The organism is Burkholderia sp. Cy-637 (assembly GCF_011753175.1).
In the GTDB taxonomy this organism is placed as follows: Bacteria; Pseudomonadota; Gammaproteobacteria; order Burkholderiales; family Burkholderiaceae; genus Burkholderia; species Burkholderia gladioli.
This window is the reverse complement of the sequence record NZ_VWWC01000043.1, coordinates 24,815-44,922: the sequence shown is the minus strand read 5'-3', so window position 1 is coordinate 44,922 and position 20,108 is coordinate 24,815. Positions and strand designations below refer to the sequence as shown.

Annotated in this window: 21 protein-coding genes; 9 read left to right on the top strand and 12 right to left on the bottom strand. The window is 68.2% G+C overall.

The features are described from left to right. The 4 genes from F3J10_RS14495 to F3J10_RS14480 form a co-directional block, all read left to right on the top strand. On the top strand, positions 1–512 hold a 512-nt coding region (locus F3J10_RS14495), incomplete at its 5' end, for an AraC family transcriptional regulator (RefSeq protein WP_167242359.1). 264 nt (positions 513–776) lie between these two features. Next, positions 777–1,340: a ferritin-like domain-containing protein gene (locus F3J10_RS14490; protein ID WP_025101253.1), complete on the top strand. Its 564-nt coding sequence runs from the start codon at positions 777–779 to the stop codon at positions 1,338–1,340. A 113-nt stretch (positions 1,341–1,453) separates the two neighbouring features. Further along, positions 1,454–1,648 carry a CsbD family protein gene (locus F3J10_RS14485; RefSeq protein ID WP_025101254.1) on the top strand — a complete coding sequence of 65 codons (195 nt, stop codon included), beginning with the start codon at positions 1,454–1,456 and terminating at the stop codon, positions 1,646–1,648. A 230-nt stretch (positions 1,649–1,878) separates the two neighbouring features. Next, the gene (locus F3J10_RS14480; protein ID WP_025101255.1) at positions 1,879–2,136 is read left to right on the top strand and encodes a hypothetical protein; all 258 of its coding nucleotides are present in this window, start codon (positions 1,879–1,881) and stop codon (positions 2,134–2,136) included. Positions 2,137–2,166: 30 nt separating this feature from the next. Here F3J10_RS14480 and F3J10_RS14475 read toward each other — a convergent pair whose 3' ends face one another. From F3J10_RS14475 to F3J10_RS14450, 6 genes are read right to left on the bottom strand one after another with little or no spacing between them, the layout of a single operon-like run. Next, entirely contained in the window at positions 2,167–2,682 is a 516-nt protein-coding gene (locus F3J10_RS14475) for a dihydroneopterin aldolase (protein WP_167230386.1), read from the bottom strand. After that, the gene (locus F3J10_RS14470) at positions 2,679–3,314 is read right to left on the bottom strand and encodes a sarcosine oxidase subunit gamma (RefSeq protein ID WP_025101257.1); all 636 of its coding nucleotides are present in this window, start codon (positions 3,312–3,314) and stop codon (positions 2,679–2,681) included. Before F3J10_RS14470 ends, F3J10_RS14475 begins: the two co-directional genes overlap by 4 nt. Continuing rightward, positions 3,304–6,315 carry a sarcosine oxidase subunit alpha family protein gene (locus F3J10_RS14465; protein WP_167242358.1) on the bottom strand — a complete coding sequence of 1,004 codons (3,012 nt, stop codon included), beginning with the start codon at positions 6,313–6,315 and terminating at the stop codon, positions 3,304–3,306. The genes F3J10_RS14470 and F3J10_RS14465 overlap by 11 nt, the downstream gene beginning before the upstream one ends. Further along, on the bottom strand, positions 6,312–6,605 hold the full coding sequence (locus F3J10_RS14460) for a sarcosine oxidase subunit delta (RefSeq protein ID WP_013689472.1): 294 nt from the start codon (positions 6,603–6,605) through the stop codon (positions 6,312–6,314). The genes F3J10_RS14465 and F3J10_RS14460 overlap by 4 nt, the downstream gene beginning before the upstream one ends. A 25-nt stretch (positions 6,606–6,630) precedes the next feature. Beyond that, positions 6,631–7,875: a sarcosine oxidase subunit beta family protein gene (locus F3J10_RS14455; protein WP_013689471.1), complete on the bottom strand. Its 1,245-nt coding sequence runs from the start codon at positions 7,873–7,875 to the stop codon at positions 6,631–6,633. Between the two features lie 16 nt (positions 7,876–7,891). Then, a complete protein-coding gene (locus tag F3J10_RS14450) occupies positions 7,892–9,277 on the bottom strand; it encodes an L-serine ammonia-lyase (protein ID WP_167242357.1) in 1,386 nt (461 codons plus the stop codon). Between the two features lie 264 nt (positions 9,278–9,541). Between F3J10_RS14450 and F3J10_RS14445 the strand changes: the two genes are divergently transcribed. Then, the gene (locus F3J10_RS14445) at positions 9,542–10,666 is read left to right on the top strand and encodes a GlxA family transcriptional regulator (RefSeq protein WP_167242356.1); all 1,125 of its coding nucleotides are present in this window, start codon (positions 9,542–9,544) and stop codon (positions 10,664–10,666) included. A 154-nt stretch (positions 10,667–10,820) separates the two neighbouring features. Here F3J10_RS14445 and F3J10_RS14440 read toward each other — a convergent pair whose 3' ends face one another. After that, positions 10,821–11,936, bottom strand: coding sequence for a branched-chain amino acid ABC transporter substrate-binding protein (locus F3J10_RS14440; RefSeq protein WP_167242355.1), 1,116 nt, complete (start codon positions 11,934–11,936; stop codon positions 10,821–10,823). Between the two features lie 186 nt (positions 11,937–12,122). After that, on the bottom strand, positions 12,123–13,157 hold the full coding sequence (locus F3J10_RS14435; protein WP_244120164.1) for a proline racemase family protein: 1,035 nt from the start codon (positions 13,155–13,157) through the stop codon (positions 12,123–12,125). 196 nt (positions 13,158–13,353) lie between these two features. On the opposite strand from F3J10_RS14435, the gene F3J10_RS14430 reads away from it, so the two are divergent. After that, positions 13,354–14,070, top strand: coding sequence for a GntR family transcriptional regulator (locus F3J10_RS14430; protein ID WP_036040390.1), 717 nt, complete (start codon positions 13,354–13,356; stop codon positions 14,068–14,070). 159 nt (positions 14,071–14,229) lie between these two features. Beyond that, positions 14,230–14,814 (top strand): hypothetical protein, encoded by a 585-nt coding sequence (locus tag F3J10_RS14425; RefSeq protein WP_167242354.1) that lies wholly within the window; start codon positions 14,230–14,232, stop codon positions 14,812–14,814. A 12-nt stretch (positions 14,815–14,826) separates the two neighbouring features. Here F3J10_RS14425 and F3J10_RS14420 read toward each other — a convergent pair whose 3' ends face one another. After that, positions 14,827–15,021, bottom strand: a complete 195-nt coding sequence (locus F3J10_RS14420) for a hypothetical protein (protein ID WP_111946562.1) — start codon at positions 15,019–15,021, stop codon at positions 14,827–14,829. Between F3J10_RS14420 and F3J10_RS14415 the strand changes: the two genes are divergently transcribed. Further along, positions 15,014–15,415, top strand: coding sequence for a hypothetical protein (locus F3J10_RS14415; protein WP_167242353.1), 402 nt, complete (start codon positions 15,014–15,016; stop codon positions 15,413–15,415). The two genes, F3J10_RS14420 and F3J10_RS14415, sit on opposite strands and share 8 nt — an antisense overlap. A 98-nt stretch (positions 15,416–15,513) precedes the next feature. On the opposite strand, the gene F3J10_RS14410 is transcribed toward F3J10_RS14415, so the two are convergent. The 3 genes from F3J10_RS14410 to ggt form a co-directional block, all read right to left on the bottom strand. After that, positions 15,514–16,323 (bottom strand): hypothetical protein, encoded by an 810-nt coding sequence (locus F3J10_RS14410; RefSeq protein ID WP_167242352.1) that lies wholly within the window; start codon positions 16,321–16,323, stop codon positions 15,514–15,516. A 29-nt stretch (positions 16,324–16,352) separates the two neighbouring features. Further along, entirely contained in the window at positions 16,353–16,886 is a 534-nt protein-coding gene (locus F3J10_RS14405; protein ID WP_013689465.1) for a hypothetical protein, read from the bottom strand. A gap of 304 nt (positions 16,887–17,190) precedes the next feature. After that, positions 17,191–18,948 carry a gamma-glutamyltransferase gene (gene ggt, locus F3J10_RS14400; protein WP_167242351.1) on the bottom strand — a complete coding sequence of 586 codons (1,758 nt, stop codon included), beginning with the start codon at positions 18,946–18,948 and terminating at the stop codon, positions 17,191–17,193. Between the two features lie 260 nt (positions 18,949–19,208). Here ggt and F3J10_RS14395 point away from each other — a divergent pair, with 260 nt between their 5' ends. Next, positions 19,209–20,093, top strand: coding sequence for a MurR/RpiR family transcriptional regulator (locus F3J10_RS14395; protein ID WP_025102013.1), 885 nt, complete (start codon positions 19,209–19,211; stop codon positions 20,091–20,093). Positions 20,094–20,108 lie beyond the last annotated feature (15 nt).

Below are 20,108 nucleotides of genomic sequence, written 5' to 3'. Positions count from 1 at the left end.
CCTCGCTGGCCGCGCCCAACGCCTTCGGCGCGGCCGAGGGCGCGCGCGCCAGCCCCGAGGCGGGGCGGCTCGACCGCGTGCTGGCGCTGATCGACACGCAGTTCGCCCGGCCGCTGCAACTGGCCGCGCTGGCCAGGGCCGCGGGCCTGTCCGAGCGCTCGCTGACGCGCCAGTTCACGCGCCATCTCGGCGAGAGCGTCGGCCGCTACATCACGCGCGTGCGGATCGGCCATGCCTGCCGGCTGCTGACCGACACGCGCATGCCGGTCTCGGTGATCGCCGAGCGCTCGGGCTTTCCGAACGCGGCGCATTTCAACCGGCAGTTCAAGGCGGCCAGGGCGCTCACGCCGCTGGCCTACCGGCAGCAGTTCGCCGGCGCGCGGCGCGCGGAACGCGAGCGGGAAGCGGTGCCCGCGCTCGACGAGCGCTCGCCCTCGCTGGCGGCGAAGCCGGTGCAATCGACAAAAACGCGGCAAACACGGTCCACCGCCCGCTCGCGTCAGGGCAGATAGCGCCTCGGCACGCCGGAATGCGTCCCGCTGCTCGCGCCTGTACAAATTACAAAGCCCTTCCCGCCAGGCTTGCCTGCATCCGCGCCGCGCAAGCATACCCGTCAGCCCCGCCGCGCCCGCGCAGCCCCGTGGCGCCGCGCCGGCAGCGCCTGCATGCCTGGACGGGCACGGCTCCTGCTTGATCCTCGCCGGAGGCAGCCGGCTTCGCCCGAGGCGAAACGCCAGCCGCCGTCTTATTCGACAGACCGATAAAGAGGAACTGCGATGGCCCACAACACGCAATTGACGGATGTGAAAACCCTGCGCGAACGCGCCCGCCAGCATGTCGACGAAGGCGCCGTGACCGCCGGCTACCACGCGGACCGCGAGACGGTGCTGCGCCTGCTCAACGAGGCGCTGGCCACCGAGATCGTCTGCATGCTGCGCTACCGGCGCCATCACTTCATGGCCAAGGGCATCCACTCGTCGGGCATCGCCGAGGAATTCCTCGCGCACTCGAACGAGGAACAGAGCCATGCCGACATGATCGCGGCGCGTATCGTCCAGCTCGGCGGCAGCCCCGATCTCGCGCCCAACCAGCTCGCCAAGCGCAGCCATGCCGAATACGTGGAAGGCAGCACCCTGGTCGACATGATCAACGAGGACCTGGTGGCCGAGCGGATCGCGATCGACAGCTATCGCGAGATGGTCCAGTACCTCGGCGATCGCGATCCGACCACGCGCCGCCTGTTCGAGCAGATCCTCGCGGTCGAGGAGGAACATGCCGACGAGATGGCGGATCTGCTCGAAGGGCTGCCGCCCGAGCTGAAGAGGAAGAACGTGAACTGAGCGTCACGCCCGCGCGCCGCCGGCGGCGCGCGGCAAGGAAGTGGGTACCCGTGACGGCGGGCGTCGATCCGTCAACAAGCTGATCTGCAAGCACTCAAACCTGGAGGTGAATCATGAACAAGGAACACATCAAGGGCACGGCCGAGCAAGTGAAGGGCAAGGTCAACGAGGCGGTCGGCAAGGCCACCGGCAATACCAAGCAGGAGGTCAAGGGCGATCTCCAGCAGGCCGAGGGCGAGGCCCGCAAGGGTTATGGCGACGTCAAGGACGCCGCGAAGGATGCGATGCGCAACAAGGACCATCACTGAGCACGCCCGCGCAACGATGCAATGGCGATGACAGGATGAAGGTGACGCACTGGAGGAGACATTCGGGCCGTTCTTCGCTCGCGTGTCTCGCCAGCGTCATCCGCTTCGACCACAATGTCGCGAATGCCCGGCCACGGCCGGGCATCGTCTTGCCGGCCTGAGAGACCGGCCCCGCGACGCGGCGCAGATCACCGATCGAGGCGCCAACCCAGCAACAGACCGAGGACACCATGCCAGGCGATCGTAACGAGGACTCAGCAACGGACGACGCAGCACCGACGGCCATCGAGGCCGACCTGTCCACGCTCGAGCAATTGGTGGCGCGGCTCACGCCCGGCGAGCCGGCTCGGATCGCCCTCTGGCTCGCGCGACTCGAGGCCGTGCTGGCACGCGACGGCCTGCAGGATGCCGAACGCACCCAGCTCGACGACATCGTCGCGCGCCTGCGCGAACTCGAACGCCAGTCGAGCCGGCTCGCCGCGCACTGATGCCGGCAAGCCCGCCGGCGCGCGCGCCGCTCAATGCGCGGTGAAGTCCGCGCCGATGCTTCCCGTGCCGCCCACCCGCGCAGCGATGCCCGCCCCGCGCCGACGCGCCTCGACCGCCTCGCGCCAGGCCAGGTAATCGGCCCGCGTCCAGTCCAGCTCGACGCCGACGCGCCGCGTGCCGGGCCGGATCTTCGGCTTGTGCATCGACAGCGTGACCGCTTCCAGCGCCGGCCATTCCTCGAAGGACAGCGCCGCCAGCTCGACCACCAGCGTCTCGAGCAGGCGCGTATGCGGCTTGTGCGCGAGCCAGGCGGCGACGCGCGCGCAGTAGCCGTCATAGTCGACGAAGCCGATCGCGCCCTGCTCGACCGGCTCGCAGCGATAGCCGAGCCGCGCGTCGATCACGATCGGCTGCGGCGCTTCGTGTTCGTGCGCGTGGATGCCGATCCGCGCCGGCACCTTCAGCTCCTCGATGAACACGCTCCAGCCGCGCCCCTTGGCGCGGGCCGTGCCGAGCGTCGCGAACGGATCGTCGACCGGCTTCATGAGACCAGCGGCGCCGCGGCGTCGAGCATGATCCGGCAGAAGTAGTCGGCGAAGCTGCGGCGGATCACCAGGTCGTAGCTCTGCTCGCCGGTGGGCAGCAGGGTCAGCGAGGCCTTGAAGTAGTGACTCTGCGCGCACTGGCCGACGCCGAACAGGCGCGGATGCAGGTCCAGCGGGCAGCCGCGCGCGAGCACGTCGCGCACGCGTTCGCCGCTGATCTCCAGCACCGTGTAGCCGCTGCCTATATCGACCGCGGCCGCGTACAGCCCGGCCAGCGCCGGCGCCAGCCTGCCTTCCAGCAGGCCGGCGGCCACCGGCCCGTTCGAGCGCACCAGCCACTCGTCGGGACCGAGCCAGAGCACGTCGTAGTCGGCGCCGCGCGCCACCGTGTTCGGCCTGGCCGGCGGCTGGCAGCCGACCACGCGCTCGAAGGCCTCGACGAAGGCCGGATCCGACAACTCGCCGCGCACGTTGACGAGATCGAGGAAGGGCCGCTCGCGCAGCTGGAACTTCTGCGAGGCGCGGGCCTGGTGCGGCTTGAGCACGTCCTGGGCGCCGATCAGCGGCGATTCGAGCCGCGGGCCGGCCGCCTGCGAGGCCACCGAGGACTGGTTGCGCGTTTCATTCCACATTCTGACGTACCCCTTCGGTGTCATAGAAAACCGGGCTCGTGATCCTGGCGTTGACCTTGCGCCCGTTGGCCAGCGAGATCGCCACCGACTCGCCCATCTTGCCCAGGCCGCCCTTCACCACCGCCAGCGCGATCGAGCGCTTGAGGATCGGGCTGTAGTAGCTGGAGGTGACATGGCCGATCATCGGCGTCAGGCCTTCGGCGTTGGCCGCGGCATTGGGCTCGACGATCTGGCCGCCTTCCTCCAGCACGGTGGCCGGGTCGTCGGTCAGCAGGCCGACGAACTGCTTGCGGTTGGACTTGGTGGTATCCGAGCGCGACAGCGAGCGCCGGCCCAGGAAGTCCTTCGATTTCGCCACCAGGCCGCTCATGCCGAGGTCGTGCGGCGTGATCGAGCCGTCGGTGTCCTGGCCGACGATGATGTAGCCCTTCTCGGCGCGCAGCACATGCATGGTTTCGGTGCCGTAGGGCGTGATGTCGAACTCGGCGCCGGCGGCCATGATCGCCTCCCACACGGCGCGCCCCGCATTGGCCGGCACGTTGACTTCATAAGCCAGCTCGCCCGAGAAGCTGATCCGCATCACGCGCGCCCTGGCGCCGGCCACGGTGCCGTCGCGATAGCTCATGAACGGGAAGGCCGCGTTGGCGAAGTCGATGTCCTGGCAGACCTTCTGCACCACCTTGCGGCTGTTCGGGCCGACCACCGCGAAGGTGGCCCAGTGGTCCGTCACCGACGACAGGCGCACCTTCATGTCGGGCCATTCGGTCTGCAGCCAGCGCTCCATCCAGGTCAGCACGCGCGCGGCGCCGCCGGTGGTGGTGGTCATCATGTAGTGCTGCTCGCCCAGGCGCACCGTCACGCCGTCGTCGAACACCATGCCGTTCTCGTCGAGCATCAGCCCGTAGCGGGCGCGGCCCACCTCGAGCTTGCCCCAGGGGTTGGTGTACATCCAGTTCAGCAGCTTGACCGCGTCCGGGCCCTGGATGTCGATCTTGCCGAGCGTCGAGGCATCGAGGATGCCGACGCTGTTGCGCACCGCCAGGCACTCGCGCGCCACCGCCGCGTGCAGGTCCTCGCCGTTCCTCGGGAAGTACCAGGGGCGCTTCCAGTTGCCGACGTCCTCGAACAGCGCGCCGTGCTCGACGTGCCATTCGTGGATGCAGGTCTTGCGGATCGGATCGAGGAAATCGCCGAGCTCGCGGCCCGCGAAGGTGCCGAAGGTGACCGGCGTGTAGTTCGGCCGGAAGGTGGTGGTGCCGGTTTCGGGAATGGTCTTGCCGAGCGCCTGCGCCAGGATCGCCATGCCGTTGATGTTGCCGAGCTTGCCCTGGTCGGTGCCGAAGCCCATCGCCGTGTAGCGCTTGACGTGCTCGACCGATTCGAAGCCCTCGCGCGCCGCCAGCAGGATATCGGCCGCACCCACGTCGTTCTGGAAATCGACGAAGCGCTTCGGCCCGCGCGTCACCTGCTCGCCGCTGCCGACCAGCCAGAGCGGCTCGAGCGGCGCCTCGGCGGCGTCGGTCGCCTGCGGCGCGACGGGGCGCTGGGCGGCGTTGAAGCCGGCCGCCTTGGCCGCGTCCACACCGGCGTCGACCGCCAGGCGCAGGCCGCGCGCCAGCGAGAACTCGCCGGCCGCCGCGCCGATGCTGGTTTCGGGCTGCATCGCCTTGCCCGGCACGAAGCAGGCCTTCTCGTCGTGCCAGTGGGCCTTGCCGCCCGATTGCGCGAACAGGTGCAGCACCGGGCTGTAGCCGCCCGACATCGCCAGCAGGTCGCAGGACAGCGTGGCGCCGCGCGCGCCCACCTTGCCGTTCGCGTAGCCGGCCACGTCCACCGATTGCACGCGCAGCTTGCCGCTCGCGCTGGTGACCACCGAGCCGTTCAGCACCGCGATGCCGTGCCGCTTGGCGGCGGCCGGCAGCGCGCCGTTGCCGGCCGCGCGCGAATCCACCACGGTGACCTTGGCGCCGTGCGCCTTGAGGTCCAGCGCGGCCTGGTAGCCACGGTCGTTGTTGGTGAACACCACCGCCTCGCGGCCCGGCAGCACGCCGTAGCGGTTCACATAGGTCGACACCGCGCCGGCCAGCATCACGCCCGGCAGGTCGTTGTTACCGAACACGATCGGCCGCTCCTGCGCGCCGGTGGCGAGGATCACGCGCTTGGCGCGGACCTTCCACAGCAGCTCGCGGCTGCCCTTGCGCATCGATACCGGCAGGTGCTCGGTCAGGCGCTGGGTGATGGTGACGAGATTGTGGTCCTGGTAGCCGAAGGCGGTGCTGCGCGTGAGGATCTTCACGTCGGGCAGCTTGGCCAGCTCGCCCTCGATCTTCTCGACCCATTGCAGCGCGGGCCGGCCGTCGATCTCGGCGCGGCAGGACAGCAGGCTGCCGCCCAGCTCGCGCTGGTCGTCGACCAGGATCACGCGCGCGCCGCTGACCGCCGCCGCATGCGCGGCCGCCAGGCCCGTGGGCCCGCCGCCCACCACCAGCACGTCGCAATGCGCGAACTGCTTGTCGTAGCGATCGGCGTCGAGCGCCTCGGGCGCCTTGCCCAGGCCGGCCGCCTCGCGGATCTTCTCCTCGTACTTGGGCCAGAACTTGCGCGGCCACATGAAGGTCTTGTAGTAGAAGCCGGCCGGCATGAAGCGCGCGAACTTCTGGTTGATCGCCATGCGGTCGTGCTCGAGCGAGGGCACCGCGTTGACGCTCGAGGCCACCAGCCCCTGGTACAGCTCGATCTCGGTGGCGCGCGCGTTCGGCACCGTGTAGGCACCGGTCTCCAGTTGCACCACCGCGTTCGGCTCGGCCACGTCGGCCGTCACGATGCCGCGCGGGCGGTGGTACTTGAAGCTGCGCGCCACGAAGTGCACGCCGTTGGCGAGCAGCGCCGAGGCCAGCGTGTCGCCCTGGAAACCCTGGTAGGTGCGGCCGTTGAACGTGAAGGTCAGCGGAATCGCGCGGTTGATCCGGCCACCCGCGCCGAGGCGGTCTTTCTGGCTCATTTGGTGTTGCCCTCTTGTGCGTCGTGTGCGGGCACGCCGAACGTCTCGTAGCCCTGGATTTCGTAGCTCACCGTATCGCGCGTCGCCTTGAACCAGCGGCGGCAGCCTTGCGTGTGCAGCCATTGCTCGCGATGCACGCCGCGCGGGTTCTCGCGCATGAACAGGTAGTCGCCCCATTCGCGGTCCGACAGCGCGTCGGTGTCGAGCGGGCGGGCGATATCGGCCTCGCCGCCGCACGAGAATTCGGATTCGGCACGCGGTCCGCACCACGGGCAGTTGATCAGCAGCATGTTCGGTTCTCCTCGTGGTGGTGGCTCAGTGGGCGACGGCAGCGGCGCCGTGCTCGTCGATCAGGTGGCCGCTGTAGAAGCGGTCCAGCGCGAAGGGCGCGTTCAGCGGATGCGGTTCGTCGCGCGCGATGGTGTGCGCGTAGCACCAGCCCGAGCCGGGCGTGGCCTTGAAGCCGCCGGTGCCCCAGCCGCAGTTGAAATAGAGGCCCTTGACGTCGGTCTTGCTGATGATCGGGCAGGCGTCGGGCGAGACGTCGACGATGCCGCCCCACTGGCGGTTCATGCGCACGCGCGAGAACACCGGGAACATCTCGACGATCGCCTCCAGCGTGCCCTCGATGATCTGGAAGCTGCCGCGCTGGCCGAAGCCGGTGTATTGGTCGATGCCGGCGCCGATCACGAGATCCCCCTTGTCGGACTGGCTGATGTAGGCGTGCACCGCGTTCGACATCACCACCGTGTTGACCACCGGCTTGATCGGCTCGGACACCAGCGCCTGCAGCGGGTGGCTCTCGATCGGCAGGCGCACGCCGGCCATGTCGGCCAGCGTGGTGGTGTTGCCAGCCGCCACCACCGCCACCTTCTTGGCCTTGATGAAGCCCTTGACGGTATCGACGCCGGTCACGCGGTCGCCGTCGCGACGGATACCGACCACCTGGCAGTTCTGGATGATGTCCACGCCGGCGCGGTCGGCGCCGCGCGCGAAGCCCCAGGCCACCGCGTCGTGGCGGGCCACGCCGCCGCGCCGCTGGATCGAGGCGCCCAGCACCGGGTAGCGGCTGTTCAGGTTGATGGTCGGCTCGATTTCCTTGATCTGCGCGGGCGTGAGGAACTCGGCATCCACCCCGTTCAGCCGGTTGGCGTTGACGCGGCGCTGCGTGTCGCGCACGTCCTGCAGCGTGTGCGCGAGGTTCATCACGCCGCGCTGGCTGAACATGACGTTGTAGTTGAGGTCCTGCGAAAGCCCTTCCCAGAGCTTCATGGCCTTTTCATAGAGGCCGGCCGATTCGTCCCACAGATAGTTCGAGCGCACGATGGTGGTGTTGCGCGCGGTGTTGCCGCCGCCGATCCAGCCCTTCTCGAGGATCGCCACGTTGGTGATGCCGTGCTCCTTGGCGAGGTAGTAGGCGGTGGCCAGGCCGTGCCCGCCGCCGCCGACGATCACCACGTCGTATTCCTTCTTCGGTTCGGGGCTCTTCCACTGGCGTTCCCAGTTCTCGTGGTACGACAGGCCGTTGCGGAACAGGCTGAATACGGAGTAGCGGCTCATTTCCAGGTACCTTTCTTTAGCACTCGATGACGTTCACGGCGAGGCCGCCGCGGGACGTTTCCTTGTATTTCGTCTTCATGTCGGCGCCGGTCTCGCGCATGGTCTTGATCACCGAGTCGAGCGACACGTAATGCGTGCCGTCGCCCTTGAGCGCCATGCGCGAGGCGTTCAGCGCCTTGATCGCGCCCATCGCGTTGCGCTCGATGCAGGGGATCTGCACCAGCCCGCCCACCGGGTCGCAGGTCATGCCGAGGTTGTGCTCCATGCCGATCTCGGCGGCGTTCTCGACCTGGTCGGGGTTGCCGCCCATCACGGCCGCCAGCGCGGCGGCGGCCATCGAGCAGGCCACCCCCACCTCGCCCTGGCAGCCCACCTCGGCGCCCGAGATGGAGGCGGTTTCCTTGTAGATGATCCCGATCGCGGCGGCGGTCAGCAGGAAGTCGATGATTCCCTGCTCGTTGGAGCCCGGCACGAACTTCACGTAGTAATGCAGCACCGCCGGGATCACGCCGGCCGCGCCGTTGGTGGGGGCCGTCACCACGCGCCCGCCCGCGGCGTTCTCCTCGTTGACGGCCATCGCGTAGAGGTTGACCCAATCGAGCATCGACAGCGGATCGCGCAGCGATTCCTCGGAGCGGTTGCGCAGGCGGTGGTAGAGCTCGGCGGCGCGGCGCTTGACGCGCATCGGGCCCGGCAGCTCGCCCTCCACCTTGCAGCCGCGCTCGACGCAGGCCGCCATGGTGTTCCAGATCGCCAGCAGGCCGGCACGCACTTCCTCGGCAGGGCGCAGCGCGCATTCGTTGCGGAAGGTCAGCTCGGCGATCGACAGGCCGCTCTCGCGGCTCGCGCGCAGCAGGTCGTCGCCGGTGCGGAACGGATACGGCACCTCGGCCGCCGCGCGCACGCCGTTGACGCGATCGCCGTCGCGGTTCACCACGAAGCCGCCGCCGACCGAGTAATACTCCTTCTCCACCAGCAACTGGCCGTTCTCGTCGAAGGCCTGGAAGCGCATCCCGTTCGGGTGGACCATGCTGGTGCCGGCCATCATGCGGCGGTAGAAGCCGATGTCCTCCTTCTCCTCGAAGCGCACCGAGCGCCGGCCCAGCAGGCAGAGGGTTTTCTCGGCGCGAATCGCCTTCAGGCGCGGCTCGATCAGGTCGGGGTCGATCAGGTCGGGCAGGTGCCCTTCCAGGCCCAGCAGGACCGCCTTGTCGGTGCCGTGGCCCTTGCCGGTGGCGCCGAGCGAGCCGTACAGCTCGACTCGCACGCGCCGCACGAAGGCCAGCAGGTTGGCGTCCTCGACATGCGAGGCGAACCGGCATGCCGCGATCATCGGGCCGACCGTGTGCGAGCTCGACGGGCCGATGCCGATCTTGAACAGATCGAAAACGCTGACGTTCATCTGGGAGCTTCTCCGGTGGAAACGCGGGGATTGGACAATGGCGTCAGTACATCAAAGCGTAAAATCCGCCGATAGAACAAAACCGGCATCGAAGTGGGATGCCGCCGCCACCCCGGCACCGGCGGGGCCGGATTGTGCGTTTTGGCGATGATTCGCGACGGAAAAACGCAAGTCCGCCCGCCGGCGATCGGCGACGCTCGACGCACGGGGCGCCGCCACCGGCCGGGGCGCCCCCGGCTTCTCGCTTTCCCTGAACACGCTGCAATGACGCCCGACCTGCCCGCCTCGCTCCTCTCCGCCGACCCGGCCCCCACCCGGCTGCGCTTCGGCATCGTGCTGCTGCCGAATTTCACGCTGACCGCCTTTTCCGGCTTCGTCGACATGCTGCGGCTGTCGGCCGACGACGGCGACTACAGCAAGCCGGTGCGCTGCGCCTGGAGCGTGATCGGCGACACGCTGGCGCCGGTGCGCGCCAGTTGCGGGATCCAGATCACGCCCTGGGAGACCTTCGACGCCGGCGGCGAGCCTTACGACTACGTGGTGGTGGTGGGCGGGCTGCTGCATTCCGGGCCGCAAGCGAGCCCCGAGGCGCTGCAGTTCATCCGGCGCGCGGCCGAGGGCGGCGCCAACGTGGTAGGGATCTGCACCGGCGTGTTCGCGCTGATGCGTGCCGGCGTGCTGGACGCGCACCGGATCTGCGTGAGCTGGTTCCACTACTGGGATTTCATCGAGCGCTTTCCGAACGTCGACGCCGAGCGGCTGATCGCCGACCGGCTGTTCGTGATCGACCGGCGCCGCATCACCTGCTCGGGCGGGCGCGCCTCGATCGACGTGGCCGCCGCGATCCTGCTGCGCCACTTCGATCACGCCACCGTGCAGAAGGCGCTGCGCATCCTGCTGGTGGGCGAGATGCAGAAGGGCAACGCCCCGCAGCCGCATCCGCCGGGGCTGGAGCCGGCCACGCACCCGAAGGTCAAGCGCGCGATCCTGCTGATGGAGCAGCATGTCGGGCGCGCGCTGCCGCTCGACGAGCTGGCCTGCAAGCTGGACCTGTCGGCCCGGCAGCTCGAGCGGCTGTTCAAGGCCGAAACCGGCAAGAGCCCTCAGGCCTTCGCCAAGCAGGTCCGGCTGCGCACCGCCGCGTGGCTGCTGACCAGCTCGGATCGCACCGTGGCCGATATCGCCACCAGTTGCGGCTTCTCCGATGCCTCGCATCTCGGGCGCGAGTTCCGCAAGCAGTTCGGGGCGACGCCGGCGGCGTATCGGGAGAAAGGGGGCGCGGCGGCGGAGGTGCCGGGGGAGACAGCGGAAGCCGCGGAAATCGCGCCGGCCGAGGTGCTCGACGCGGCGACGCACGACGGCTCGCCAGGCCACCCGCCTTCGTTCTGAATACCGGAAAGGGAAAAGAAAACCAGCAGGGAAAACCGCTTGGTGACGGCGGACGGGGGGAGTGCCCGCCGTCACCTTGCAGCCCGCGGGGGGCACCGGCGCGCGAACGCCGCCCCGCTTGACCGGATGAATCGCCGTTCATCCGGATGCGCGCTCAGTATGGCGTGAGGGTGTTCTTGCGGAAGGTGTAGACGGTGGTCGGCGCGCCTTTCAGGTTGCCGTTGGCGTCGAACGAATAATGGCCGGCGATGCCGTCGTATTCGATGCCCGCCAGGTAGCCGCGGATCTTGGCGCGATCGGTGGTGGTGCCGGTGGCCTGCATCGCCTTGGCGATCATCATCACGCCGTCGTAGAAGTTCGCCGCATACACCAGCATGTCGACGTGATAGGTCGACTTGTAGCGCTGCACGAAGGCATGGCCGGCCGGCGTCTTGTCGAGCGCGGTGCCGCCCTGCGCGCAGAAGGCGTCGACCGAGGCGTCGCCGGCCAGTTGCGGCAGCTCGGCCGAGCACATGCCGTCGCCGCCGAGCAGCTTGGCCGGAATCGCCATCGAGCGCATCTGCTTGAGCATCGGGCCCGCCTGCGCCGAGTAACCGCCGTAGAAGATCGCGTCGGGCGCCTTCTCCTTCAGGTTGGTCAGGATCGCGCGGAAGTCCACCGCGTTCGAGTTGGTGAACTCGCGCCCGACCACGGTCAGGCCGATCTTCTGCGCCTCGCTGATGAACTCCTGCGCCAGGCCCTGGCCGTAGGCGGTGCGATCGTCGATCACCGCCACCTTCTTCGCCTTCAGCACCTTCTGCGCGAAATCGGCCATCGAGCTGCCGAGCTGCGCGTCGCTCGCGCCGATCCGGAAGATCGTGTTGTAGCCCTGCGCGGTCAGCGCCGGGGTGGTGGCCACCGGCAGCGTCGCCACGCCGGCGTTCTGGTAGATCTGCGAGGCGGGAATCGCCACGCCCGAGTTGTTCGGCCCGAGCACCGCCAGCGCATGGCTGTCGGCCAGCTTCTGGGCGATCTGCACGCCCACCTTCGGGTCGCCCTGGTCGTCCTCCGAGTCGAGCGCGAGCTTGACCGTCTGCCCGCCCACCGTGATGCCCTTCGCATCGAGATCGGCGATCGCCAGCTTCGCCCCGTTCTCGTTGTCCTTGCCGCTGCCGGCCTGGGGGCCCGTCAGCGGGCCGGAAAGCCCGATCGTCACGGTCGAGTCGGCCATCGCCCACGCCGACGCCACGCAAAGACTGCACGCTGCCACTGCCTTGGTCAGATTGTTCATGTCATGTCCTACGGGTTGGTTCAACAACTGGAGAGCCGGGGCGGCGGCCTGGCTCCAGGTGCCGTAACGATCCGGAATCCTCAATAACAAAATGAGCGGAACCCACGGTTCCGATCCTGCCGTGCCTTGCTGTGTCCTCCGTGACGATACGCGCTCGCGCCGCGTGGTCGATCGATGCCTTGCGGCTTACTGGCGCGACTTGATCAGCTTGTCGTCGACGGCCTCGAGCCAGGTATCCGACAGCGTGAAACCGGTCTGGAAGCGGTCGGTCGGATCGACGCCGACCTGCGAGATCGCGCTGATCCAGGCTTGCCCCGATACCACCGGCACCACCGCGGGGCGATCGCCGAGCTTGGTCAGCGAGGCGATGCGGCTTTCGAAGATGGAGCCGATGATCGACTCGTGCACGAAGGTCTCGCCGACGCTGATCAGCCCCTTCGCGTGCAGCACCGCGAGCCGCGCCGAGGTGCCGGTGCCGCAGGGCGAGCGATCGCAGCGGCCCGGCGAGACGATCACGGTGTTGCGCGACTTCAGCACGCCGTTCTCGCGGCGCACCGGCAGCACGAATTCGGTCTGCGTGATGCCCTTGATGTAGGGATTGAGCGGATGCGGCGAGGGCAGCTGCTCGGCGGCGGCGGCCTTGATGATCTGGCCGAGTTCGCACAGCTCGCGCGCCTCGTCGGGCGTGATGCCGAAGCCGAGCGCCTCGGCGTCGACGATCACGTAGGTCATGCCGCCGTAGCCGACGTCCACCTTCAGCGTGCCCACGCCCTCCACCTCGATCATCTGGTCGAGATGGTTGGCGAAGGCCGGCTGGTTGGTGAACTCGACCTTGGTGACCTTGCCGTTCGAGCATTCGCAGCGGATCGAGATCAGCCCGGCCGGCGATTCGAGCAGCAGGTTGGTGACCGGCTCGACCATCGGCAGGATGCCCGTCTCGAGCAGCACGGTGGCCACGCACATGGTGTTCGAGCCCGACATGGCCGGGTATTCGGTCGATTCGGCGATCACGTAGCCCATCTGCGCGCGCGGGTCGGTGGGCGGCAGGATGAAGTTCACGCTCTGGTTCGCCGAGCCGCGCGGCTCGAAGATGGCGATGCGGCGCAGTTCGTCGGCCTGCTCCTCCAGGTACATCATCTTCTCGAACATGCTGGTGCCGGGCACGTCGAACACGCCCCCCGTCACCACGTTGCCGACCTCGCCTTCGGCGTGGCAGTTCACCACCGTAAATGTCCTGCTCCAGCGCATGAGCCTTGACCTCTTGAAAGGAATGGGGGATCGGCCCGCGGGGCCGGATCGAACCTGTCAGCGTGTTGCGATATCCTGAACACTGTAGATTGTATCCAATATGCTGTACGCGTTTTTTGGTGTCAAGCACTGTCTGTGGCATGATCTGGCCTGTAATTCAGGAATCACGATGACGATGCAAGACCTGTCCGAGCCGCCCGGCTCCTCCCCTGCCCGCTCGCCGTCCTCCGGCAAGCTGGTCCGTTCGACCACCGTCGATCTCGCGCTGGAGGCGATCCGCGGCAAGATCCTGCGCGGCGAGCTGCCGCCCGGCGCGCCGCTGCGCCAGGAAGCGCTGGCCGAGGAACTCGGCGTGAGCCGCGTGCCGGTGCGCGAGGCGATCACGCGCCTGCAGGGCGAGGGCTTCGTGACGATCATTCCGCACAAGGGCGCCTATGTCTGCGCGATCTCGGCCGACGAGGTGCGCGAGACCTTCGAGATCCGCCTGCGCCTCGAACCCTGGATCTTCGGCCGCGCGATGCCGGCCTCCAGCGAGACGACCTTCGAGGCCGCCCGCGCGCTGGTCCTGCAGATGGACGAGGCGACCGAAACCACCTGGGGGCAGTTGAACTGGCGTTTCCATGAAACGCTCTACGCGCCTTCGGGGCTGGATCTGGCAATCGAGACGCTGCGCCGCCTCAACGATCGCAACGAGCGCTATTTCCGTTTTCAGGTGGTGAACGTGCCGATTCGCGAGCACACGCGTCGCGAGCACCTGGAGATGATCGAGCTGAGCCGCGCGCGCGACGTGCGCGGCGGCGCCGCGCTGTTGCGCGAGCATTTGCAGCACGCGATGCGCGACATCGTGGGCGTGGCGGAGCGGCTGCTCGCGCCGCGCGGGGCTTGAGCCGCCGGCGTGTGACTCGCGGTCGGGGCGGCCCCGCCCCGATGCGCGGATAGACTCGCGCGCAATATCGTATATTCGCCACTATCGATGCGTCGCCGGCCCCGCCGGCGATTGCGCCATCGAATCAAGACCAATGAGAGAGCACGGGGCCGATACGCAATGAAAAAGACCTGGTGGTGTGTCGCCACGCTTGCCGCGATCCTGCTGGCCTGGGGCTGGACGTATCGGCAACAGGCTGCCGAGGCTTCCGCGAAGTCGATCCACGTGAACATCCCGGCCAATGACGGCTCCCGCCAGACATTCACGATCGCCGGCGATCTCACGCCGATCGTCAACACCGGCTTCTTCGCCATCAACCGCCCGATCCCGGGACTCGAATTCAGCAGCGCCACCACCTGCCCGCCAGGCGATCACCTGGTGGTGATGGGTGTTCCCCGCGGGCCCGACCAGGCGCAGCAGGCAGCAGCGGGCGCTTACCGGCTTGCCGATCAGGACGGGTTCCGGCTGTATGCCGATTCGGCCGCGAGCGTGTCCACGCCGATTCGCTATCGTGTGTTCGACGACGCGTTCGGCGACACCGTCAGCGTCCGGGACGCCGGGGCATGGTCGGCCAACTACGAATTCGAGCACGTCGTCGCCGGCCGCTACCTGTTCCGGTTTCTCGTCAGGAAGACCTGCGGCGCGGATTTTCGGGAATTCGACCGCCGTGCCGCGCGCTTCGTCGATGCCATGATCGAGAAATAGCAGCGCCGCCGCTCAGGCGTGGATGTCCACCGAGGTCGCGCCGCCCGTCTGGCCGTTCATGGCCTTCGACAGCGCCGCGAGTGCCTGCTGCAACTGGCCGCTGATCAGTTCGATCTCCTGCAGCAGGGCCTGTCGCTCGGTCTCGTTGTGGGCCTGGGCGAGCTGCTTCTCCACCTGCTTGAGCATCTGCTCCAGCCGCTTGATCACCTGCTCGACCAAGGCGACGCCGCTGTTCGACTGGCCGCTGCCGCTCGCGCCCGCCGCGCCGCCGGATTTGCCCGGTTTCGCGGTGCTCGCGGCGGGTGACGTGCCTGAGGACGTGGAAGCATTCGAGGACTTCGAGTCGCTCGATGCGCTGGTCGAGGCTGTGGTGGCTGCGGTGGACGCCGGGTTCGGCGACGTCGCCGCCGCTGCCTTGCCGGCGGCATCGCTGCCGATGGCACCGGCGGAACTCACGGGCGGCGCCCCCTTGCCGGCAGACGCAGCATTCGCCGCGTTGGCCGTGCCGGCCGCGGCCGCTGCCGCTGCCTCGGCCCGGCGTTGCCTGTCGCGGTCGCCGTTGCCGGTGCCCGAGGAGGAGGTATCGAAGGCGCTCGTGTAACTGGTGGATCCCGGCGGGATGATCATGCTGGTTCTCCTGGCGAATGGAGAGACGGCGCGGCGGCCGCGCATTGCATGGCGCGGCCGTCGACGCGTGCCTCAGGCGCTGGTGTTGATCTTCGAGCCGACGCGGATGCGTTCGCTGCGCAGCTCGGTATCGATGAACTGGTTCGCGCTGGCGATCGACGCCTGCAGCGTGCGCTCGTCCTTGCGGGCGGCATTGCGTGCGCCGCGATCGTGGCGCGAGGTCCACCAGCGATGGTGCGCGTCGGCCAGTTGCTGGCGCCAGCCCGAGATGCTTTTCCTGAGCTTGGGCAGCCAGTTCGGATCGTCGGTGATCGAACTGCTGCTGTTACTGCCGTTCGCGCCTTTCGAGCCATTCGCGCCGCTCGCGGCTTTCGAGCCGTTCGCGGTATTCGAGGTATTCGCGGTGCTGGTCGAATTGCCGGCGGGCTTGCCGCCGTTTTGCGTGCCGGTCTTGCTGCCCTGCTGCGTGCCGGTGTTTTGCATCGACGCGTTCTGCGTCGACGCGGCATGGCTGACGGCCGCGCGTGCCGTCGCGTTCGATTGGCTCGTCGTCATCCGCATCGCACGTCCGTTGCCGGTACGCGATGTGGAGGTGACAGACGAGATCGATCCGGCCGCGGTATTGCCGGAACCCGACTGTATGTTCATGACTTCCTTCCCCAAGGCGTTGCGCGCCATGCGTGTGGGCGCAACCTGATTTGTCGGCAGGATTAACGGCATCGAGCCTCGGAAGTTGAGCGGAAGCCGGGAACAATTTTGTCGAGTTTCGTGTAGCAGGCCCGAGCCTTCGGGCGGCCGCACCGGTTTCGCTCGGCGACACGAAACAATGTCGCGAAAAACGACCTGGATTGTCATGCCGGCGCGAAAGATCCATGCAGACATGATCCGGACATCGTGATCGCGCGCCCGGCTCACTCGCCGGCGAACAAGCGCCGGTAGTAAGCCTCCCCCGCCTCGAGATGCGCGCCGAACCCGAAACCGCGCGCCAGCATCTGCTGCATTTCCTGGCGTTCGATGCGCATCACGTAGCTGGTCTCGGTGGTGACGAGCCGACAGGACGCACCGTTCGCCACGGTTGCACTGAACCATTTGCCGGGATCGGCGTGCCCGGCCGGAAACGCGCGATCGCGTGCCTCGACGCGCCAGCCGCCGTCGAGCAGGATCCAGTAGGGCGCATCGGTGTCGACGGCCTCGTCGCAGGTGGCGATCACGGCGCCGGCCTGGGCTTCCCATTCGCGCGAATGGTCGATGGTCCATTGCAGTTGTTCGGTCGACAGCGCGGTGAAGAACGGCGTATGCCGCAGCAGGTGCAGATAGGTGACGGAGGGCTTCATGGTCAGGTTCCGGGCGGCGTCGGGTTCGGGCTTGCCGCTGCAGGCGGTCATGCCGAGCATCGCCAGCAGCGCGACGAAACTCGGGAACAGGCGAAGCAGGCGGCGCGGCATCGAGCGGGACTCCAGCGGGTCGTGGCAGGCGGGACGCCCACGATGCGCGGGCCCGCCTTGCCGAACGGGGCTCCCGGTCGGTACCGGGGACTGGCATCGATGATGCGCGAGCGCGCCGCAAAGATCATCCGCCCGGAATGGGCATCACTGTTCCACCAGCGTCAACGATCGAGCGCCCGCGAAGGAATCGGGCCGCCGGAAAAGACACGGGCGCATCGTCATCGGATGCGCCCGCGGGAGAAGAGAGAGCCGAGAGAGCCGCCCCGCCGCGATATCGGCGGGGCGAGGCGGCGACAGCGATCGATCAGTAGCCGACCGCCGCGCCGGCGGGACGGCGCGGATCGTTCGCGCCGTAGATGAAGCCGGGCCGCACGATGCCGGACACCGAGGAATCGTTGCCCGAGCTGACGCGGCTGGCCACCTCGGTGCCGGGCAGGCCGACCAGCACCAGTTCGGCGGCGCCCCAGGGGGTCTGCTCGACCATCTTGTAGCCCATCTTGCGCAGGATCGCGAGCGTGTCGGGCGACAGGCCCATGGTTTCGTAATAGACCTCGTCGGGCAGCCACTGATGATGGATGCGCGGCGCGTCCACCGCGTCCTGCGGCGCCATCCCGTAGTCGATCACGTTCAGCGCGGTTTCCAGCGTGATCGTGATGATCCGCGAGCCGCCCGGCGAGCCGATCACCATGAAGGTCTTGCCGTCCTTGGTCACCACCGTGGGCGCCATCGACGAGAGCGGCCGCTTGCCCGGCGCGATCGCGTTGCGCGTGCCCTGCACCAGGCCGAACAGGTTCTGCACGCCCACCTTGACGGTGAAGTCGTCCATCTCGTCGTTGAGGAAGAAGCCCGTGCCCGGCGCGATCACCACGGCACCGAAGCGGCCGTTGACGGTGTAGGTGGTCGAGACCGCGTTGCCGTCGGCGTCGATGATCGAGTAGTGGGTGGTTTCCGGCTTCTCATGCACGCTGAAGCCCGGGATCACGTCCTTCGAGGAAGAGGCCTTGTCCTCGCTGATGGTCTTGCGCAGCTCGGCCGCGTAGTCCTTGCTCAGCAGCTTGTCGAGCGGGTTGTCGATGAAGTGCGGGTCGCCCAGCAGGGTGTTGCGGTCCAGGTAGGCATGGCGCATCGCCTCGGTCATGTAGTGCACCGCCGCGGCCGAGTGGTAGCCGAGCGCGCGCATGTCGTAGCCTTCGAGGATGTTCAGCGTCTCGCACAGCGTGACGCCGCCCGAGCTCGGCGGCGGCGCCGAGATGAAGGTGTAGCCGCGATAGTCGCACTTGAGCGGCTCGGTGTCCTCGGCGCGATAGGCGGCGAAGTCGGCCGCGCTGATCACGCCGCCGCCCTGCTTCGAGGCCGCCTCGACCACCTGCGGGATCCTGCCGTGATAGAAGGCCTCGTCGCCGTGCCGGGCGATGTTCTCGAGCGTCGCCGCGAGATCCTTCTGCACCAGCCGGTCGCCCGGCTGCAGCGACGAGCCGTCGGCGCGCAGGAAGATGCGCGCCGCGTCCGGATCGCTGCGGAAGCGCTTGGTGGTGGTATCGAGGATGTCGGTATCGCCGCGCGTGAGCACGAAGCCGTCGCGGGCGAGCTTGATCGCCGGCGCCATCACCTGGCGCAGCGTGAGCTTGCCGTATTTGCGCTCGGCCAGGTTCAGGCCCGCCACCGTGCCCGGCACGCCGACCGCGCGATAGCCGTACAGGCTCTCGCCGGGCTTCACGTTGCCGGCCTCGTCGAGGTACATGTTGGCCGAGGCGCCGGCCGGCGCCTTCTCGCGGAAATTGATGAAGCGGTCGCGGCCGTCGGCCAGGTGCAGGGTCATGAAGCCGCCCCCGCCGATGTTGCCGCAGCAGGGGTTGGTCACGGCCTGCGCGTAGCCGACCGCCACCGCCGCGTCGACGGCATTGCCGCCCTGCTTGAGGATCTGCACGCCGATCTCGGAGGCCAGATGCTGCGAGGACACCACCATGCCGTGCTGCGCCTCGACGGCGGGCTCGGATGCCGCCTGGGCAATCGATTGGACGGCCAGCGTCAGGACGGTGGCTACGAGAAGAAATCGCCGCATCGGATAAGCGCTCCATGGGGGACGGGTTCACGGCCGAGCCGCGATCCCCCCGGAAATGCGCCTGCCCGCCTTGCCGATGGATGTAACGTTCGGTACATATCGGAATGACGGCGATCGTAGCATGTGCAATATGTGGACAAAATCCCGGTGTATACCCGCGCTCGACGCCCTTGCCTCGCCTTTTCCTCGCGGGCAGGATGTAATGTCTGTTACAGGCCCTCTCCTCTCCATCCATATAGGCGGCAAGCGAAACCGGCACCATGAGCAAGACGATCCGCACCACCCTGCTGTCGGCCCCGCCCGATTTCACCGCCTCCGAGCACCGGATCGCCGCGGCGCTGCTCGAGCGCTACCCGAGCCTCGGGCTGCTGCCGATCGCCGAGGTGGCCGAGCGGGCCGGCGTGAGCGCGCCCACCGTGTTCCGCTTCGCGCTCAAGCTCGGCTTCGACAGTTATTCGGCCTTCCAGCAGGCGCTGCACGCGGAGATCGACGCGGCCATGAATTCGCCGCTGAGCCGGATGGACATGCCGCGCTCGGAGTTGAGCGGCGAGCCGACGCCGGCTTCGATGCTCGACCGGCTGACCGATTCGCTGCAGGACACCAAGGCGCATTTCGACGAGGCCGCCTTCGGGCGCGCGGTCGCGCTGCTGTCGGACGAGCGCCTGCGCGTGCATTGCGGCGGCGGGCGCTATTCGTCGTTCCTGGCGTCCTCGCTGGCCTATTCGCTCGCCTACACGCGGCCGAACGTGGCGCTGATCCAGCCCGACCTGGCCTCGTCGTGGGGCATCCTCGCCGACATCGGGCCCGGCGACCTATTGTTGCTGCTCGACTTCCGCCGCTACCAGGAATCGGTGATCGAGTTCGCCGCCACCGCGCATCGGCAGGGCGCGCGGATCCTGCTGCTGACCGACGAATGGATGTCGCCGATCGGCGCCTTCGCCGAGGTGGTGCTGCGCGTGCACGGGCGGCCTTACGAGGTGCTGGAGAGCTCGGTGCCGGCGCTCGCGCTCTGCGAGATGCTGGTGATCAGCATGGTGAGCCGGCAGCCCGAGCTGGCCCGGCAGAGGATGGAGCGGGTCGAGGCCTTGCTGCACATGCCGCCCGCGCGGGAGCGGGACGAGCATGGGAATCGGCGGGAGGGGTGAGGCGGACCGAGGTCC

Excerpts from the sequence above, each read along its gene's own strand:
- F3J10_RS14490 (WP_025101253.1), top strand. The coding sequence starts at position 777 with ATGGCCCACAACACGCAATTGACGGATGTGAAAACCCTGCGCGAACGC.
- F3J10_RS14480 (WP_025101255.1), top strand. The coding sequence starts at position 1,879 with ATGCCAGGCGATCGTAACGAGGACTCAGCAACGGACGACGCAGCACCG.
- F3J10_RS14395 (WP_025102013.1), top strand. The coding sequence starts at position 19,209 with ATGAGCAAGACGATCCGCACCACCCTGCTGTCGGCCCCGCCCGATTTC.
- F3J10_RS14410 (WP_167242352.1), bottom strand. The coding sequence starts at position 16,323 with ATGTCTGCATGGATCTTTCGCGCCGGCATGACAATCCAGGTCGTTTTT.
- F3J10_RS14475 (WP_167230386.1), bottom strand. The coding sequence starts at position 2,682 with ATGAAGCCGGTCGACGATCCGTTCGCGACGCTCGGCACGGCCCGCGCC.
- F3J10_RS14425 (WP_167242354.1), top strand. The coding sequence starts at position 14,230 with ATGAAAAAGACCTGGTGGTGTGTCGCCACGCTTGCCGCGATCCTGCTG.
- F3J10_RS14430 (WP_036040390.1), top strand. The coding sequence starts at position 13,354 with ATGACGATGCAAGACCTGTCCGAGCCGCCCGGCTCCTCCCCTGCCCGC.
- ggt (WP_167242351.1), bottom strand. The coding sequence starts at position 18,948 with ATGCGGCGATTTCTTCTCGTAGCCACCGTCCTGACGCTGGCCGTCCAA.
- F3J10_RS14455 (WP_013689471.1), bottom strand. The coding sequence starts at position 7,875 with ATGAGCCGCTACTCCGTATTCAGCCTGTTCCGCAACGGCCTGTCGTAC.
- F3J10_RS14450 (WP_167242357.1), bottom strand. The coding sequence starts at position 9,277 with ATGAACGTCAGCGTTTTCGATCTGTTCAAGATCGGCATCGGCCCGTCG.
- F3J10_RS14465 (WP_167242358.1), bottom strand. The coding sequence starts at position 6,315 with ATGAGCCAGAAAGACCGCCTCGGCGCGGGTGGCCGGATCAACCGCGCG.
- F3J10_RS14440 (WP_167242355.1), bottom strand. The coding sequence starts at position 11,936 with ATGAACAATCTGACCAAGGCAGTGGCAGCGTGCAGTCTTTGCGTGGCG.
- F3J10_RS14485 (WP_025101254.1), top strand. The coding sequence starts at position 1,454 with ATGAACAAGGAACACATCAAGGGCACGGCCGAGCAAGTGAAGGGCAAG.
- F3J10_RS14445 (WP_167242356.1), top strand. The coding sequence starts at position 9,542 with ATGACGCCCGACCTGCCCGCCTCGCTCCTCTCCGCCGACCCGGCCCCC.
- F3J10_RS14405 (WP_013689465.1), bottom strand. The coding sequence starts at position 16,886 with ATGCCGCGCCGCCTGCTTCGCCTGTTCCCGAGTTTCGTCGCGCTGCTG.
- F3J10_RS14460 (WP_013689472.1), bottom strand. The coding sequence starts at position 6,605 with ATGCTGCTGATCAACTGCCCGTGGTGCGGACCGCGTGCCGAATCCGAA.
- F3J10_RS14470 (WP_025101257.1), bottom strand. The coding sequence starts at position 3,314 with ATGTGGAATGAAACGCGCAACCAGTCCTCGGTGGCCTCGCAGGCGGCC.